Annotated in this window: 13 protein-coding genes; 3 read left to right on the forward strand and 10 right to left on the reverse strand. The window is 52.2% G+C overall.

Annotated features, from left to right (window positions below):
• Positions 1-31: 31 nt before the first annotated feature.
• From HUF19_RS14370 to bioB, 7 genes are all read right to left on the reverse strand, one after another.
• A complete protein-coding gene (locus HUF19_RS14370; RefSeq protein WP_260997261.1) occupies positions 32-619 on the reverse strand; it encodes a TetR/AcrR family transcriptional regulator in 588 nt (195 codons plus the stop codon).
• A gap of 107 nt (positions 620-726) precedes the next feature.
• Positions 727-1,329, reverse strand: coding sequence for a TetR/AcrR family transcriptional regulator (locus HUF19_RS14375; protein ID WP_260997262.1), 603 nt, complete (start codon positions 1,327-1,329; stop codon positions 727-729).
• A gap of 95 nt (positions 1,330-1,424) precedes the next feature.
• Complete coding sequence (locus HUF19_RS14380; RefSeq protein ID WP_260997263.1) at positions 1,425-3,221, reverse strand: acyl-CoA dehydrogenase C-terminal domain-containing protein; 1,797 nt, start codon at positions 3,219-3,221, stop codon at positions 1,425-1,427.
• Between the two features lie 173 nt (positions 3,222-3,394).
• Positions 3,395-5,200 carry an acyl-CoA dehydrogenase C-terminal domain-containing protein gene (locus tag HUF19_RS14385; RefSeq protein WP_260997264.1) on the reverse strand — a complete coding sequence of 602 codons (1,806 nt, stop codon included), beginning with the start codon at positions 5,198-5,200 and terminating at the stop codon, positions 3,395-3,397.
• A gap of 229 nt (positions 5,201-5,429) precedes the next feature.
• Positions 5,430-6,362, reverse strand: coding sequence for a putative metalloprotease CJM1_0395 family protein (locus HUF19_RS14390; RefSeq protein ID WP_260997265.1), 933 nt, complete (start codon positions 6,360-6,362; stop codon positions 5,430-5,432).
• 17 nt (positions 6,363-6,379) lie between these two features.
• Positions 6,380-6,631 (reverse strand): hypothetical protein, encoded by a 252-nt coding sequence (locus HUF19_RS14395; RefSeq protein WP_260997266.1) that lies wholly within the window; start codon positions 6,629-6,631, stop codon positions 6,380-6,382.
• 102 nt (positions 6,632-6,733) lie between these two features.
• Positions 6,734-7,792 (reverse strand): biotin synthase BioB, encoded by a 1,059-nt coding sequence (gene bioB, locus HUF19_RS14400; RefSeq protein WP_260997267.1) that lies wholly within the window; start codon positions 7,790-7,792, stop codon positions 6,734-6,736.
• Positions 7,793-8,033: 241 nt separating this feature from the next.
• On the opposite strand from bioB, the gene HUF19_RS14405 reads away from it, so the two are divergent.
• The 3 genes from HUF19_RS14405 to HUF19_RS14415 all read left to right on the forward strand — a co-directional run bounded on the left by HUF19_RS14405 (position 8,034) and on the right by HUF19_RS14415 (position 10,209).
• Positions 8,034-8,612: a ComF family protein gene (locus HUF19_RS14405; protein ID WP_260997268.1), complete on the forward strand. Its 579-nt coding sequence runs from the start codon at positions 8,034-8,036 to the stop codon at positions 8,610-8,612.
• Positions 8,613-8,678: 66 nt separating this feature from the next.
• Positions 8,679-9,665, forward strand: a complete 987-nt coding sequence (locus HUF19_RS14410; RefSeq protein WP_260997269.1) for a serine/threonine protein kinase — start codon at positions 8,679-8,681, stop codon at positions 9,663-9,665.
• Positions 9,666-9,705: 40 nt separating this feature from the next.
• Entirely contained in the window at positions 9,706-10,209 is a 504-nt protein-coding gene (locus tag HUF19_RS14415) for an outer membrane beta-barrel protein (protein WP_260997270.1), read from the forward strand.
• Positions 10,210-10,310: 101 nt separating this feature from the next.
• Here the strand turns inward: HUF19_RS14415 and HUF19_RS14420 are convergent, their stop codons facing one another.
• From HUF19_RS14420 to HUF19_RS14430, 3 genes are all read right to left on the reverse strand, one after another.
• A complete protein-coding gene (locus HUF19_RS14420; RefSeq protein ID WP_260997271.1) occupies positions 10,311-11,672 on the reverse strand; it encodes a DUF1329 domain-containing protein in 1,362 nt (453 codons plus the stop codon).
• A gap of 39 nt (positions 11,673-11,711) precedes the next feature.
• Complete coding sequence (locus tag HUF19_RS14425; protein ID WP_260997272.1) at positions 11,712-13,640, reverse strand: DUF1302 domain-containing protein; 1,929 nt, start codon at positions 13,638-13,640, stop codon at positions 11,712-11,714.
• A 68-nt stretch (positions 13,641-13,708) separates the two neighbouring features.
• Positions 13,709-16,699 (reverse strand): hypothetical protein, encoded by a 2,991-nt coding sequence (locus tag HUF19_RS14430; RefSeq protein WP_260997273.1) that lies wholly within the window; start codon positions 16,697-16,699, stop codon positions 13,709-13,711.
• Positions 16,700-16,829 lie beyond the last annotated feature (130 nt).

The following is a 16,829-nucleotide window of genomic DNA, read 5'->3' on the forward strand; positions in this document are numbered from 1 at the left end:
CTTTTTTTTATGCTGTTTTTCAATCGCAGAATTACAGCTTACCACTCAGTAAAACCTGTAATAATCCCGGCCTTACCAGATTGGCATACAAAGCCCCCATATCCCTGGCCTCCACCGGAAAACCATCTTTAACCCAGCGCACAATGACCATAAAGGATGCACCGGCAAGAAAGTCGATGACATAATTCATCAGGCTGGTGTCTTTTATCGGCAAAGAGTGGGCACCGATATAACGCTCCATAATACGTCCGACGTAACGTTTGAACTCTGCCAGCATCAGCGCTTCGATATCAGCTTCAACCAACAACCTTGCAAAGGTTGCGTTATCAGACCATTGCCGGAACATAATTTCGGCAATAATCGGATCGGCATTGGGAGACTTTGTCAGGTAGCTGTCAATCTGCTCATAGAACTGCATGAACATGCTTTCGATATACCCTTTAAGCAAGTCGTCTTTCGAACGGTAATGCAGATAAAAAGTGGGACGTGCCACACCGGAACGCTCACAGATATGAGCCACGGAAATTTTGCTATAAGGCTCTTCCGCCATCAGCTCCAGCAGCGTATTCATCAATAAACGCCGTGAACGTTCAACACGCTTGTCGAGATCTTTACTCATAATATGGTCGCCACGGGCAAGGCCATTACCCGGATTTATTATTGTATTTGTAATTCAGCATACGCCATTAAATTTTATAGACAATCGTCTATCTGTGCCAGACACGGTCACGGCTGACGCTGCAGCATCACATTCAGGAATCCGGGCCGGCTCAGTTCGCTGAACAGATCCGCCAGCTTATCCGCCGGATAGCGGAAATCATTACGCACCCAGCGATCCAGCATCATCCAGGAAGCACCAGCCAGATAATCAATCATAAATCCCAGCTGTTCGGCGTCACTGACGACAATCTGATGCTGGCGCACATATAAACCCAGAACCCGGGCGATGTAGTTCTGAAAGCGCTTGATCAGCAAGGATTCAAGCCCCGCATTAAAGATCAGACGACTGAAGTCACGGTGACGGTCCCATTGGGCAAACAGACGCTGGCTGATGTCACGGTTAAGTTCCGGCGATTCCCCCACCATACCGGCGATATCCTCATAGAATTCAGAGAACACCGTATCAACATAGTCCAGCAACAATTCCTCACGGCTGCGGTAATGCTGATAAAAAGTCTGCCGCGCCAGCCCTGCATGGCGACTGATCTGCTGCACGGTAATAGAAGAGAAAGGCTGGTCAGTCATCAGCGTCAACAATGCCTGCAGCAGTTGAGCACGGGTAGGAGATTCAGCAGCAACAACAGAAACAGCAGAAACGGATAAGGTCATAAACAGCTCCCGGGGGCGGATCATGCTAACAGCGCCCGGGCCTGACCGCAAAAACGAAAAAGCCGCCCGAAGGCGGCTTTTTGTGGAAGCAGAACTTACGCAGTTGCGAACAGTTCTTCGTCCAGTTCGAACAGCGGCTCAGAGCCACCTTTTACAGCAGCGCTCAGGCCAATGTAACGTGGCAGCAGACGCTTCATGTAGAAACGTGAAGTTGCCAGTTTGGCTTTGTAGAAGCCGGAAGCGTCATCTGCTTTTGGCAAGGCCACTGCAGACATCTTCGCCCACATGTAAGCCAGCGCGGTGTAACCAAACACGTGCAGGTATTCAACAGAAGCCGCACCAATCTCGTTCGGATTGTTAGCCGCTGCGTCCATAACCCACTGAGTCAGGTCGTTCAGGTTTTCCAGAGCCGCCTTCAGTGGCTCGATGAACTCGGCCATCGCTTCGTTATCAGCCTGAGAGGCGATGAACGCATTGATGTCGGCTTCGAACAGCTTGTAGAACGCACCATTGTTGGCAGCGATCTTACGGCCGATCAGGTCCAGAGACTGAATACCGTTGGTGCCTTCGTAGATCTGAGTGATACGGATATCACGCACATACTGCTCCTGACCCCATTCACGGATAAAGCCGTGACCACCGAATACCTGCTGACCAGCAATGGCAGATTCCAGTGCGTTATCAGTCAGGAAAGCTTTGGCAACCGGAGTCAGCAGAGCCAGCATCGCATCAGCGTGCTGCTTCTCTTCGGCGTTGTCAGAGAACTTGGCAATATCCAGCCACTTGGCAACGTAGGTGGAGAATGCACGGCCACCTTCGTTGAAAGCACGCATGGTCATCAGCATACGGCGAACATCAGGGTGAACGATGATCGGATCAGCGGCTTTGTCTTTAGCCACAGCACCGGTCGGAGCACGGCTCTGGATACGGTCACGGGCGTATTCAACAGCGCTCTGATAAGAGGCTTCGGCTGCACCGATACCCTGGATACCCACCCCCAGACGCTCGTAGTTCATCATGGTGAACATACAGGCCAGACCTTTGTTTTCTTCACCGACCAGCCAGCCTTTGGCGCCGTCGAAGTTCATTACACAGGTAGCAGAACCTTTAATACCCATCTTGTGCTCGATAGAACCACAGGACATGGTGTTGCGCTCACCCAGAGAACCATCTTCGTTCACCAGGAACTTAGGCACCAGGAACAGGGAGATACCCTTAGGGCCAGCCGGCGCGTCAGGCAGTTTAGCCAGCACCAGGTGGATGATGTTTTCGGCCATATCATGCTCACCCCAGGTGATGAAGATCTTGGTGCCGGAAACAGCATAAGAACCGTCAGCCTGTGGCTCAGCTTTGGTACGGATAATGCCCAGATCGGTACCGGCGTGAGGCTCGGTCAGATCCATGGCACCAGCCCAAACGCCGGAGTACATGTTAGGCAGGTACTTTTCTTTCAGCTCCTGAGAACCGTGAGCATTCAGAGACAAACAGGCACCGGCTGTCAGCATTGGCGCTAAGCCGAACGACATGTTCGCACCCTGCACCATTTCTTCTACCTGACCAACCAGAGTCTTAGGCATACCCATGCCGCCGAAATCCGGGTTACCACCCAAGCCGTTCAGGCCGGCTTCAACGTAGGTCTGGTACGCTTCTTTAAAGCCAGGGGCCGCAGTCACAGCACCATCTTTCCAGGTAGAACCGACTTCATCACCATTACGGTTCAGTGGTGCCAGCACTTCACTGGCAATCTTGCCGCATTCCTGCAGGATGGCATCAGCCGTTTCTGCATCAACTGCGCCCTGCAGACCAGCCAGAGAAGCCCACAGTTTTTCTGCTTCAAAAACTTCATTCAGAACAAAGCGCATGTCGCGCAATGGTGCTTTGTAATCAGCCATGTTTCACCTCATGTTAGCTGTGGCTTACTGTTACCCACGCTTACAACCAGCCACCGGATAACAAAATGCCGCTATTGTACTTACTCTGACCCGCTTGCCCAGCCCAGAATACGAAAAAACCGCGCCGAGGCGCGGTTTTTACTGATGTGCCTTTTACGAACAGGCGCTCAGACTCAGAACGCGAAGTGTTCTTCAGCCAGATCCATCAGGGTGTCTGCACCAGCAACCATGGTAGCTGCGTGAGCTTTGGTGCGTGGCAGAATGCGGGCGAAGTAGAAGCGCGCAGTAGTCAGCTTGGCTTTGTAGAACTCTTCTTCAGAAGTGCCGTTAGCCAGAGCATCCTGAGCGATTTTCGCCATGCGGGCCCACAGGAAGCCCAGAACTGCGTAACCGGAGTACATCAGGTAATCAACGGATGCAGCACCAACTTCGTCGCGGTTCTTCATCGCAGACATACCGATCTTCATGGTCAGATCGCCCCACTCTTTGTTGACTTCAGTCAGAGCAGCAACCATCGGCGCCAGTTCAGCGTTACCTTCTTCAGCCTGACAGAACTTGTGAATCTGCTTGGTGAAGTTACGCAGAGAAGCACCCTGAGTCATCAGAACCTTACGACCCAGCAGGTCCAGAGCCTGAATACCGGTAGTACCTTCATAGATGGTAGAGATACGGGTATCACGAACGATCTGTTCCATGCCCCACTCAGCGATAAAGCCGTGACCACCGAATACCTGCATACCCAGGTTAGCCGCTTCAGAACCGGCTTCGGTCAGGAATGCTTTAGCGATCGGAGTCAGGAAGCCCAGCAGCTCATCAGCAGCTTTACGTGCTTCTTCGCTCTCACCTTTCTTAACGATGTCGTTCTGCTGTGCAGTCAGGTATACCAGTGCACGGCCACCTTCAGCGAAGGCTTTCTGAGTCAGCAGCATGCGGCGAACGTCAGGGTGAACGATGATCGGGTCAGCCGCTTTTTCAGGTGCTTTAGGACCAGTCAGGGAACGCATCGCCAGACGGTCTTTGGCATAAGCCAGAGCGCCCTGGAAAGAAGCTTCAGCAGCGGTAGAACCCTGCAGAGCAGTACCGATACGGGCAGTGTTCATGAAGGTGAACATGCAGTTCAGACCTTTGTTCTCAGGTCCGATCAGCCAGCCTTTGGCACCGTCGAAGTTCATCACACAGGTAGCGTTACCGTGGATACCCATTTTGTGTTCGATAGAACCACAGATCAGGCTGTTACGCTCGCCCGGAGTACCGTCAGCGTTTGGCAGGAACTTAGGAACGATGAACAGAGAGATACCTTTGGTACCTTCTGGTGCACCTGGCAGACGAGCCAGAACGATGTGGACAATATTGCCCGCCATGTCGTGCTCACCGGCAGAGATAAAGATCTTGCTACCAGTGATGGCGTAAGAACCGTCAGCATTTGGCTCAGCTTTGGTTTTCAGGATACCCAGGTCAGAACCACAGTGGGATTCGGTCAGACACATGGTACCGGTCCACTCACCAGAAACCAGCTTGGTCAGGTAAGTTTCTTTCTGTTCAGGAGTACCGTGCAGTTCGATGGTGTTCATCGCACCATGAGACAGACCCGGGTACATACCCCAAGACCAGTTAGAAGAACCAACCATCTCAGACATTACAATGCCCAGAGACTCTGGCAGGCCCTGACCGCCGTGCTCTTCTTCATGAGCCAGTGAAGGCCAGCCGCCTTCAACGTACTTGGCGTAAGCTTCTTTGAAGCCGGTCGGAGTAGTAACAGAACCGTCGTCATGACGGGTACAGCCTTCGAGGTCACCAACGCGGTTCAGCGGAGCCAGTTCCTGTTCGCAGAATTTAGCACCTTCGCTGATGATGGCATCAACCATGTCAGGAGTAGCAACTTCAGCGTAAGCCGGCAGGCTGGCATAGTGGCTTGGCATATCCAACAGTTCGTCCATAACGAACTTAATTTCACGCAGGGGAGCCTTGTAATCTGGCATAGGAAAGACCTCGTAGCCTGTTATGTTCTTGCAGCAATGCTGCTGTTGAGTTTAGGGCAGTATCACACTACCAATTCAAACAAGTGTTTGAAACATACGTTCGCCACCGGTTAATGTCAACCCCATGGGTACGCTTCCCCAAGAAATGGCAGGTAAAAGCTTAGTTCGTCAGGCCACCTGCGAGGCGAAAAAAAACCGGCTGATGCCGGCTTGACGATCAGAACAGGGGTCAGACCACGTCGTTCAGCAGCTGTCCTGCGCTGACAGGCTGAGGGAGACTGATCTGCAACAACACTTCATTGATTTTGCGCAGGCGGGCGTTTTGCTCAGCAAAGCGCTCTGCTGCTGAAATCTGCTCGTCATCGTTCAGCTTTTTATCGGCCTTTTCCTGCTCTTTGCGCGCCTCATCCATTTCCGCGCGGGATTGTTCCTGCTCATTCTTCACTTTTTCCAATTCAGCCGCCCGAAGGTCACGCTGCTGCTCAGACAACTCATTCAGAGCCTGTGCTGCAAGCTGGCCAGCCTGAGCAGCCACCTGGCGATCCTGAGAAGAAGGCTCAGCCGGCGCCAATGCAGCACGCTGCACCTGCTCCATTTTGCTGATCGTTGCCGCCGGATCATTGGCCACTTTACTGACATCAACCGGGACTTCGCCGCCAACGGCATAACGTACGCCATCCGGGCCTTGCTGATAGGTGAAGTTAGCACTGCCGGCATAACTGCCGCCGGTACTGGCATGAGCCTGCTCGTGGGCGCGCACTTCCTGATCACGCTGCTTCAGCTCACGGATCTGCTGTAACTCAGCATCGGCCGACGCCTGGTTCTGCTCGTTGCGCTGCGCCCTTCTGGCGATAATCTGTTCTTCCGCCGAACGGCGCTGTTGTGCATCCTCCGCCGCTGGTGCTGCGTCCTCTGCGGAGTCCTGATTTAACGGAGGTGTATTACTTTCTGCGCTGCGGCGTGGACGGGAATATGTTTCGGCTGACGTTTGCAGCTTGCGCATTCCCGCATCGGTTGCGGCTGCACTGAGGGACACCTCTTCAACCGGAGCAAACACTGCAGAAGCTGCATTCTCTCCTTCTTTCGCCAATAACTGTACAGCCGCGCCTCCGCTGGGAAGCGCACTGCTCAGTGTGGGTGAAGAAGCTGGAGAAACCTGCATAGCCGCGATCTCAGTTCTCAGGCCTGAGTATCAATCAGGGTGCCAAGCTGCTTGTCGGCCGCTTCGAGAACTTTGCTGCCGGCAGCAACCGCTTGTTCGCCCTGCTTCAGGTCGGTCATCGCGGAGGACAGATTGCCAACACCTTCAACCGGGCGACTGGTCGTTGCATCCACGACATCCTGAGCGGCACGCTTGACCTGGGCATTACCCTGATCGACGGCATAAGCGCCGGATGTAAAGGCTGAGCCGGTAGTTGATCCAATGTTCATAAGCACCTCGCGATGGTTTTAGGGCTATTGGTCATAATTTAATCAAAAACCACGCTTTTTACCAGCACGATGGCACCAGACCATTAGACGGATTCGTTATATTCAGACCTGAACGGCATTATAAAATAACGATCGTTCATCATTTTCAGGTACCGCCAATAAGGTTTCAAGAGACTCCGGCTCACGAGTTACCCGATGTTCGCTGTTAATGCCCAGCTTACGGAACAACGCCTGATCTTTATTTGCCGCCGGATTTGGCGTAGTAAGCAGACACTCACCGTAGAAGATTGAATTGGCGCCGGCGAAGAAGCACATTGTCTGCATCTCTTCACTCATCTGTTCGCGGCCCGCACTGAGACGGACGTGTGACGCCGGCATCATGATCCGTGCTGCGGCGATAACCCGGACAAAGTCCAGCGGATCGAGATCCTGCTCACTTTCAAGCGGAGTACCGGCGACTTTCACCAGCTGGTTGATGGGCACAGAATCCGGCTGCGTTGGCAGATTTGCTAATTGCACCAGCAATCCGGCACGGTCCTGAGTACTCTCCCCCATTCCCAGAATTCCGCCGGAGCAGACTTTCATTCCGGCATTACGCACGTTCGCGAGTGTACCGAGACGATCACTGTAGGTACGGGTGGTGATGATCTCGCCATAGTACTCCGGCGAGGTATCCAGGTTATGGTTGTAGTAATCGAGCCCTGCCGCCGCCAGCTGCTGTGATTGCTCTTCATCCAGCATGCCCAGGGTCATGCAGGTTTCCAATCCAAGCTCTTTGACTCCTTTGACCATCGCCAATACATAGGGCATATCTTTCTTACGCGGCGAACGCCAGGCAGCTCCCATACAAAAGCGGTCAGAGCCGGCTGCCTTTGCTGCTTTGGCTTTTTCAATAACCGCCTGAACTTCCAGCAGTTTCTCTTTTTCAAGGCCGGTATCGTAGCGCGCACTTTGCGGACAATAGGCACAATCTTCCGGGCAGGCGCCGGTTTTGATCGACAGCAAAGTGCTGACCTGAACTTCATTGGGGTTGAAATAGCGCCGGTGCATGGTCTGTGCACGAAACAGAAGGTCATTAAAAGGTAAGCTCAGCAATGCCTGAGCTTCATCTACCGTCCAGTTGTGACGGATATCCTGAGCTTTTTCAGCCGACAGACTCATAGTGGTATTCCCGGATACTGATAACATCAATGCAACCGATGCGATCATAGAAGGCGGCGCCATGTGGTCAACCATTGCTAAAAAAACAGTGGACTACTGGTCAAAATCAATACGAACGTTAACCCCGCAGGGGGAGTGTGAGCTCTGCCTGCAGAACACAGGTGGACCGTTTTTCCTTTGTGAACGCTGTCTGCAGGAACTGCCACATACTGTATTTGCCTGCTCACAATGCTCAGAACCGATGACCAGCCCGGGACGCTGCGGGCGCTGCCAGCAGCAACCGCCTGCCTTTGATTACAGCTATTGCAGCTTTCTGTATCAGCCACCTGTCAGCCTGTGGATAAAACGCTGCAAAGATCAGCAACAGGTCATATGGCTGCCGCGCCTGAGCGGCCTGATGCTGACTCAGCCACCCGACACAGTGCAGCAGGCCGATGCCATAACCTTTATTCCCAGCAGCCGGCGGAAGCTGTTTCGCCGGGGCTTTAACATCACGGAAATCATGGCACGCCGCCTGGCAAAACAACTGGGTATTCCACTTATCCGTAATGCATTACTTAAAGCACCGGGCCATGATCAGCGCGGCCTGAGCGCTCAACAGCGCCAGAAAAACCTGCGCGATTCCCTGCAACCCGGCAAACAGAATCTGCGTGGCATGCACATCCTGATTATTGAGGATGTGATAACAACCGGCGCTACCGCCAGTGCAGCAGCCAAAGCACTGAAGCGGCAAGGTGCTGACATCGTTGGCATATGGGCCCTGGCTCGCACACCGCCACCGCAGTGGCACAACACCCAAACTCCAGACAGCTCTCCCTGATTAGCTACTGCCATTGGTTGGTCATCAGGATACGGGCATAATGCCGCCTCTTTAAGGAGAGCGGCCATGATATCCACACACCCATATACCCAGCTGACCCCGGAATGCGTGATGGATGCGATCGAGGCGCAGGGATTTATCTGCGACGCACGGATCTTCCCGCTCAACAGCTATGAAAATCGCGTCTATCAGGTTGGCATCGAAGATCAGCAACCTCTGATTGCTAAGTTCTACCGCCCCGGGCGCTGGAGTCGCGAAGCTATTCAGGAAGAACACGACTTTCTGCTTGAACTGCAGGCCGAAGACCTGCCGGTTGTTGCTCCTATCGCCGTTAATGACCAGACGCTGTTTTTCAGCGATCCGTTTTTCTTTGCCCTGTTTCCCCGGCGTGGCGGTCAGGCGCCGGAGCTGAGCAGCGACGACGATCTCGAACTTCTGGGCCGCTGGCTGGGGCGCCTGCATCAGGTCGGAGCTAATTCAGCGTTCAAACACCGGCCACAAATCCAGGGGGCTGCGGACATGGCTTTGGCCTGTGAGCAGGTTCTGCGCTCCGGTCTGATGCCGGTCGATTACCACGCCAGCTATGAAAGCCTGGCTACGGCGCTGACCGATTGGGCGGGAAAGCTATACCGTCCGGATGAAATTCAGACGCTGCGCCTGCACGGCGATCTGCATCCCGGTAATCTGCTGCTGCGCGATGAAACACTGTACATGGTCGACTTTGATGATTGTGTGCAGGGCCCGGCGATGCAGGATATCTGGATGCTGCTCAGCGGCTCCGAACAGGAACAACGTCAGCAGTTACTGGTCATTAAGGAAGGCTACGAGATGTTCCGGCCTTTTCCGCAACATGAACTTGCACTGATGGAAGTGCTGCGCAGCCTGCGGGTCATGAAATATGCCGCCTGGCTGTGTTCTCGCTGGGATGACCCGGCGTTTCCTGCAGCGTTTCCATGGCTCGACAGCCACCGCTTCTGGTCAGAGCATATTATTCTGCTGCGCGAACAACTGGCGGCCTTACAGGAAGGTCCGCTGGTACTGCCCCGGTTCTGAACCTGACACGCATAAATCTATAACCAACAGGATGATGATAATGAAAAAAAATCTGCCTTTAATACTCGCATTCTGCGCACTGCCTGCCGCTGCATTTGCCGAAAATACCGCACAGGGTTTTCAGCCCGAGCGCCTGCAACTGGGTGGCAGCCTGTCACATAACGTTGTCGACAGCCCTTTTGGCGGAGGTAATGTTGACGCAATGGGGGTGAGTATTTTTGCCGGCTACGAACTTGATAATGACATCGACCAGGTAAAAACAACCGTCGAAATCGGCTACAGCCAGACCGATGATTTTTTCAAAGGCCCGCACAGTGAGATCTCGGGTTTATGGGTTGCGGGGGTTGTCGAGAAACAGCTGCCGGAAATCAATCCGAACCTGTTCGCACTGGCACGCCTGGGTCTGGACCTCGGTGATGATGATGGCATCCTGCTCGGTGCCGGTGCTGGCTTTCATCTGACACCGAAACTGGATATCCGTGGCGAGTATATTAATAAAGACGCTTCGTCGGTGTATCAGGCCAGCTTTGTACTGAACTTCTGATATTCCGCTGAAATATTGCCGCTGCAGTTGCCGGCGGCATTCAAAAAAGAAAATAAAAAAGGGGCCGAAGCCCCTTTTTTATTTATCCGCTGTTACCCGGATTAACGCTTACCTTCGCGACGCAGAGCGGCCGGAGTGTAATCCTGCTGGCTGCGCTCGAAGCCGAACTCGTAAGAGCCCTGCTCTTCGTTATCCAGACCCAGAGCCAGGTAACGGCCAGAGTTCAGATCGTACAGAGTTTCGATGGCATACCAAGGTACCAGTGTATCGTAGTACATCAGGTTATGAGCTTCAGCAACGCGCCACAGTTCACCGCGACCGTCGTAGTGATCGATCTCAGTTGCCTGCCAGGTATCTTCATCGATGTAGAACACACGCTTGCCGTAGATATGACGCTTACCTTCTTTCAGGGTTGCGGTTACCTTCCACACACGGTGCAGTTCATAGCGTGCCAAATCCTGGTTGATATGGCCCGGCTTAACGATATCGGTGTATTTGATATCAGCACTTTTCAGCTTGTAAGAGTTATATGGAATATAAACTTCCTGCTTGCCTTCCAGTTTCCAGTCGTAACGATCCGGAGCACCGTTGAACATATCGAAGTTATCAGAGGTACGCAGACCATCCGCTGCAGTACCCGGACCATCGTATGCAACCTGTGGAGCACGACGTACACGACGCTGACCAGCGTTATATACCCAGGCTTTACGTGGTTCTTTTACCTGATCCAGAGTTTCGTGAACCAGCAGAACGTTACCAGCCAGACGTGCCGGAGACAGTACGTCCTGTTTGAAGTAGAACAGTACGTTCTTATCTGCATCAGGATCATAGTCTTTCAGCTTGTCACGGAAGGTGAACTCATCCTGGAAACGTACCAGAGTAAAGTCACCGTTTACCTGTGGAGTTACCTGACCAACCACACGACGCACACTACCACCACGGTAACGCACGATATGGTTCCAGATTGCTTCCATACCATTTTGTGGCACTGGGAAAGGCGCACCTTCTACGTAGTTTTCCAGACCGTTACCACCTTCCAGCAGCTTGGTTTTGGTAGCGTTTTCTTTGGTCTTGTCGTAAATCGCCTGAGGGTAGGCAGATGAACGACGGGTCTGGTAAACCGGCATTCTGTAAGTATCAGGATACTTTTCAAACATCGCTTTCTGACCTTCGGTCAGGTTAGCAGCGTACTGTTTGTAGTTAGCAGCAGTGATAACAAACTTCACCTTGTCGGCAGCATAAGGATCCACCGGCTTACCACCAGCAACATAGCCTGCCGGAGGAGTAGTCAGACCACCGGTCCAGGCAGGGATCTCTCCCTTGCCAGCCATCTCTGCACCCATTGGTGTCAGTTCTTTGCCCAGTTTTGCAGCTTCAGCCGGAGATACAGCCGCATTCGCTGCGCTTACCATCAGGGACAGCGCAATGGCGCCGCCCCAGGTTTTATAGTGTTTTTTCAACATGGTTCATAGACCTCTGTAATTCTTGTCTGAGCCAGTAAATTAGAATGAATATTTTGCAGACAGACTGACGTTGTCACGATCAACCATCTGATTGTAGTCACCACCAGAGAAATTGGTGTACGACACATCAACGGATGTTCTGTTCAGATAAACAAAAGACACACCCAGACCAGTAGTCAGACGATCATCCAGGAACTGAGCACCTGGCTCAGGACCATTACCTTTGTCATAAGCAACAGACAGCGTTGGCGTTACGTTCACACCTGCAAAGGCGTTGTTAAAGTCCATGGCTGCACGCAGACGGATACCGCCGGAGAGCTCGGTTACATAGCCATCATCGGTACAGTTTTTAGTCTGGACGTTCTTAGCACTGTTAGGGTTGCCATTAAAGGTGTCTGCCGAACAGAAGTTGGTGGCAGAAGTGAGTGCGTTCGCATTCCATACGCCATCGTTATTACCGATACCATAAGCACCGGAACGGCCGTAGCGTGCGTCATCAGTATTCGGTAAGCCATCAACGTAAGTCATACCAATTTCAGAAACCAGCGCCAGGCGGTCTGCGCCCAGTACACGGTCAAAGAACTTGATAAAGGTCATCTGTGCCTGCCACATATCAAAATGATCGTAGCCTTCAGCAATTTCACCATACAGAGCCGAGGCATTGCCCGCTTCTTCAGCACGCTGCTGATACAGGCGACTGTATGGTGCACCGTTACCCGCCAGAATCAGCTCGAAAGCGTTCCACTGCAGTGGCATATCTGGTTTGTAGCTGATTTCACCGGAGATCGATGCACCACCTTCGGTACTGGTCGCGAAACTGATACCAGAGATCTGGATATCTTCCGGATAAGCAATCTGGTACAGCGGACGGTAGGTGTCATAACTCGCATCCGGATTGACCTGCATGTTCGGAGTACCAGTCAGAACACCGGAGCGATCCTGGTTGGTTACCGCACCATTAATGTATGGCACGCGGCTGTGAATATTCATGTGGTAGAAACCGAATTCGGTATCGCCCAGTGCTTCAGAATACCAGCGCACTGCCAGACCATACTGGCCAGAGTCTTTAGGCTGATCATCAGCCAGACGCTCGGTTACCGGAGCAACACGGTCTGCCAGAGGCACACCCGCATCAATCTCGGTCTGACGGAATTCCAGAATGTCGCGTTCATCCGCTTCACCACCCAGAATGACCGGGCCACAACCGTCGGCAACGAAGTCTACGGTAGAGAAGAAGGTGCCACATGGGTCAGTACGGGTTTTTTCCCATTCCAGCTGATAGAAAGCTTCCAGAGTAACGTCAGCGCTCAGACCAATGGAGGTATACACCATATTAACCGGCAGCAGACCTTCTTTTACTTCAGCACCAGGCTTACGGAAAGCAGAGGCATCCACTGGGTTAATGCTGTTAATACCGCCCTGAATAAAGGTACTTTCACCCCAGCTGATTACCTGACGACCGACACGCAGGTTAACCGGTGTGGAACCCAGTTCCATATCAGCCCAAACATAGGCATCCAGCAATTCAGCGCCTTTACCGGCAGCATCTTTGGTGGCGTCATTCAGTGGCTTGAAATCAGTTTCTTCATCCATCAGTGCCGTATCGTAGTAGGCACGGGCACGGAAGAAGCCACCAAAGTTGTGGTAATTGATTTCCAGATCACCACTCCACTTAACCGCATTGGTGTAAATATCACCCTTGCTGTAGTTCAGGGTACCGTCGTCGTAGTTGTATGACGAACCGGTACCAGCGGTCAGGCCAACGGCCGGACCATTAGCAGGCATGATCTGATCAGCATCACGATCTGATGTACGCCATGCCACACCGTAACTTACGGTGTTATCAACCTGAATGCCCAGATCCCCGAAGTTAAATTCAACGGCACTGGCGCTAGCGGATACAGCTGAAATCGCAATAGCTAATGGAATCTTGCGCATCATCAGCCAGTTCTCTTTTTTTATACTCATATCTGACTCCAGAATATTTTTATAATTGCTGCGAATAGCGACCCCCGGCTGGCCGGGGGCTTCGTCAATCAGTTATCAGTGGCTAACTTGGTATCATCGGTCACAACCAGCGCTTCACCATCTGTTCCGAAGAAGGAAGCAGCCTGCTTAACCATCTCTGCAAACACTGTTGGTGCATCAGCAGAAGCAATGGTGCCGTGGGTACCCTGACTGAACTTACTGACCAGCAATTGTTTTTCGTCGGTATCCGGAACAGTGGCAGTAACTGTTGTCAGACCCAGCAGTGAGATCAGCGGATCTGTACCTGTCAGATAAGACTTACCGGTTTCAACGTTATTCAGTGCCGGATTCGCATTATTCGGAACCACAGTGTCTGAAGGATATGTACCAAAACCTATCAGTGCATCCGAAAGACCGGTATCCGGAATCATGTCACCGCTGTCAGTATTACTATCAAGCGCGTCGACAAGACCGCCACCGGCAATCTCATACATCAGCACCGGTGTACCGGTTGCTTTCAGCAGAGAGGTAAAGTTCACCGGATCAACGGAATCCAGTGGAGCCTGGAACACACCGAAGAATTTCTCCAGATCACTCATACCCTGTGTCAGACCGGCTGCAGCAGCAAGGCCTGGCAGGATTTTGGCAGAGAAGGTCGGAGAGTTTTCCAGCAACTTAGGCAGCTGACCACCCGGATGGGCAAAGATAGCCGCTTTAATCGGATTGATATCTTTATCCACGATATTGGCATTACCCGCCACTGCATTGTTCACCGCGACATAAGTCATACCGGCAATAGCACCCAGCGAGTGGCCAACAAAGTACAGATTGGTTTCATCCAGATCACCAACACCGTCACCATCAACATCGATATTTTCAATCGAAGCATTCAGGTTAAGCAGATCCATCACCGACTGACGCAGATGATCGCGGGTCTGCTGCATATTGGTAAGATTGATAAAGAAATCACCAGAATTACCTGACTCTGAGCCTTCAACAAAACTCATAGGAACCGGCTGCTGTGCAGCATTTAATGCCAGGTTTTCATGACGTTCAGCCAGGCCGGCATATGGATCAAGAGCGCCTGCGGCCTGCGCAACACCAGCGAGGGTGGCTGCAAATGGAGTTTTAGTTGGATCACCAGCATCAACGTAGCCAGCTACGTTAAAGCCATTAAATGCCTTGTAACGTGTCGGGGTGTTATTGCGATCGGTGGTCGACGCATCTACACCATGAACAGGATGGTCAATTGCTACCGTTGCATAACAACCTGCAGAAGGTGCAGCCATCTGATTAGCAAAACCTAATGAGCTGGTGCGGTCTGTTGTAATGCCATGCTGGAAGATAATGGTTTTCCAGCCATTACCTGGTTTAACGCAGCCCGCATCCGTTGGATAAGTAACCAGAACAGGAACCTTCACATCCTCAACATGCTGAGCAAACGGGAAGCGATAAGTAACGTTCAGGCTGCCATCATCATCTTCAGGAGGTGTTGTGCCGGCGGCATTGCCAAGTGCAGCATCAATTACACCGCCAACATCTGTTGAAGCTGTCCAGAAAGACGAGGCATCATCCGATTTCTTAGCCATAAACTGTGGCAGGGAAAGCTGTCCCTGCATAGAAGCGGTGCTTACTGGCAAGCTAAGTGCAGCATTTGGTACAGCAACCACCGAACCATCACTAAAGTCACCATCCAGGTTAGGGTCGGTGCCGATTGGCAGGAAAGCGCGCGGAGCCGGACGATGTGAAGCCGCTTTCAGCAGTGCACCAGCGCCATTCGCCGCCGTTGCAACCAGCGTTGCGTTATCAGTAGCGTCACTATATTGACCCAATGCCTGAGCAATATAATCTTTATCCGTTGAAGTCCACGCAAGCGGATCGGTACTGGAGATTTGCTTCTCAGGGTTATTGTTATTCCAGTTCAGGATAACAGTATCTTTGCCCGGATTTACAGCCAGCTGACCTGCAGCACCACCGGCGATAATCGCTTTAGCCAGGGTATTTGAGACCAGTGTTTTGTAAACAGCATTGCGACGGATAACAATACGGTCCTCAGCGTCATCAGGATCAAGATTGACCCAGTTTTCTGTGCCCGCATTCATTGCATTGATTGCCTGAGCCGAACCGGCAACCAGAGCGCTAACACTGGCTTCAGGCAGCAGAGACTCCATACCAGCTGTATTAGCCAGCAAACCAAAGATGTAGTTCTCTGGCGCTGCCATGGACATCAGAACATCGGCTTTAGCATCGGTAGTGAACGCATAAGTCAGAATGATATTTTTCTGAGTCGCAGCGCCACTGGTCTTCGCACTCAACATGATACCAGCGAGTGTTTCCCAGCCCTGAATTGCGCCACGCACAGGTTCCAGAGCAGAAGATGGCAGCTCAAGGTTGCCGCGCAGCAGTTCATATTCTGCAGATGGCGTTACAGCCTGACCATCTTCGCCTTTCAGGCCATCAGTCAGAGCAACCAGATACTTAGATTTTGCATCCAGAGGCTTAAGCGGAGAAATACGGATAGTTGGCGACGCACCATTATCCATTTCTACATAATCAACAGTGTAATCCACACCATTAACCGGCTGAGCAGGAGAAAACGGACTGCCATTTGGTGCCGCATCAACACTGCTTTGGATATCAAGCGCATCGATAAGAGAATCGTCGGCGTTATTCGCCATCTTAATCAAGAGAACTGTCTGTCCCGCAACAACACTGGTTGGATCCAGCGCAGCGTTAAAAGGCAGGTCGATTGTCGCGGTTGAAGAAAAGCCTGCCAGATCGTTGATCATGGTTGTCACAGGTGGGGTTGAATCAGTCACCTGAGCAGTACCATCAGTCTCACCAGCTTTTGCAAAAAGCAGGTCGATGTTTACCGGAAGATCACTGTTACCCGCAGAGAAAATAGGCGCCACTCGTGCCGGGGCAACCCCTGGCTTACCGGCATCAACCGGCGTGGAATCTACCTCGTTATTGTGTTTTTCAACACTACTGATATTACAGCCGGCGAGGCCTGCGGTCGTGGCTGCGATGGCCAGACTGAGAAGGGTCTTCTTCACCATATTGCTACCTGTCTGTTTTTTTATGGTTATTGGTGCACTTTCAGGGTTTGAGTGTATCCATACCCCCAAAGAGATGCCCATGACTATAATCTGGCCGCCTTGCACCCTCATCACTCAAAAGTATGATTCC

Origin of the sequence: Thalassolituus hydrocarboniclasticus, from assembly GCF_025345565.1 — a bacterium.
Lineage (GTDB): Bacteria > Pseudomonadota > Gammaproteobacteria > Pseudomonadales > Oceanobacteraceae > Venatoribacter > Venatoribacter hydrocarboniclasticus.

Bases quoted from the DNA above. Each gene is read 5' to 3' on its own strand.
- HUF19_RS14370 (WP_260997261.1), bottom strand. From the start codon at position 619: ATGAGTAAAGATCTCGACAAGCGTGTTGAACGTTCACGGCGTTTATTG.
- HUF19_RS14375 (WP_260997262.1), bottom strand. From the start codon at position 1,329: ATGACCTTATCCGTTTCTGCTGTTTCTGTTGTTGCTGCTGAATCTCCT.
- HUF19_RS14380 (WP_260997263.1), bottom strand. From the start codon at position 3,221: ATGGCTGATTACAAAGCACCATTGCGCGACATGCGCTTTGTTCTGAAT.
- HUF19_RS14385 (WP_260997264.1), bottom strand. From the start codon at position 5,200: ATGCCAGATTACAAGGCTCCCCTGCGTGAAATTAAGTTCGTTATGGAC.
- HUF19_RS14390 (WP_260997265.1), bottom strand. From the start codon at position 6,362: ATGCAGGTTTCTCCAGCTTCTTCACCCACACTGAGCAGTGCGCTTCCC.
- HUF19_RS14395 (WP_260997266.1), bottom strand. From the start codon at position 6,631: ATGAACATTGGATCAACTACCGGCTCAGCCTTTACATCCGGCGCTTAT.
- bioB (WP_260997267.1), bottom strand. From the start codon at position 7,792: ATGAGTCTGTCGGCTGAAAAAGCTCAGGATATCCGTCACAACTGGACG.
- HUF19_RS14405 (WP_260997268.1), top strand. From the start codon at position 8,034: ATGACCAGCCCGGGACGCTGCGGGCGCTGCCAGCAGCAACCGCCTGCC.
- HUF19_RS14410 (WP_260997269.1), top strand. From the start codon at position 8,679: ATGATATCCACACACCCATATACCCAGCTGACCCCGGAATGCGTGATG.
- HUF19_RS14415 (WP_260997270.1), top strand. From the start codon at position 9,706: ATGAAAAAAAATCTGCCTTTAATACTCGCATTCTGCGCACTGCCTGCC.
- HUF19_RS14420 (WP_260997271.1), bottom strand. From the start codon at position 11,672: ATGTTGAAAAAACACTATAAAACCTGGGGCGGCGCCATTGCGCTGTCC.
- HUF19_RS14425 (WP_260997272.1), bottom strand. From the start codon at position 13,640: ATGAGTATAAAAAAAGAGAACTGGCTGATGATGCGCAAGATTCCATTA.
- HUF19_RS14430 (WP_260997273.1), bottom strand. From the start codon at position 16,699: ATGGTGAAGAAGACCCTTCTCAGTCTGGCCATCGCAGCCACGACCGCA.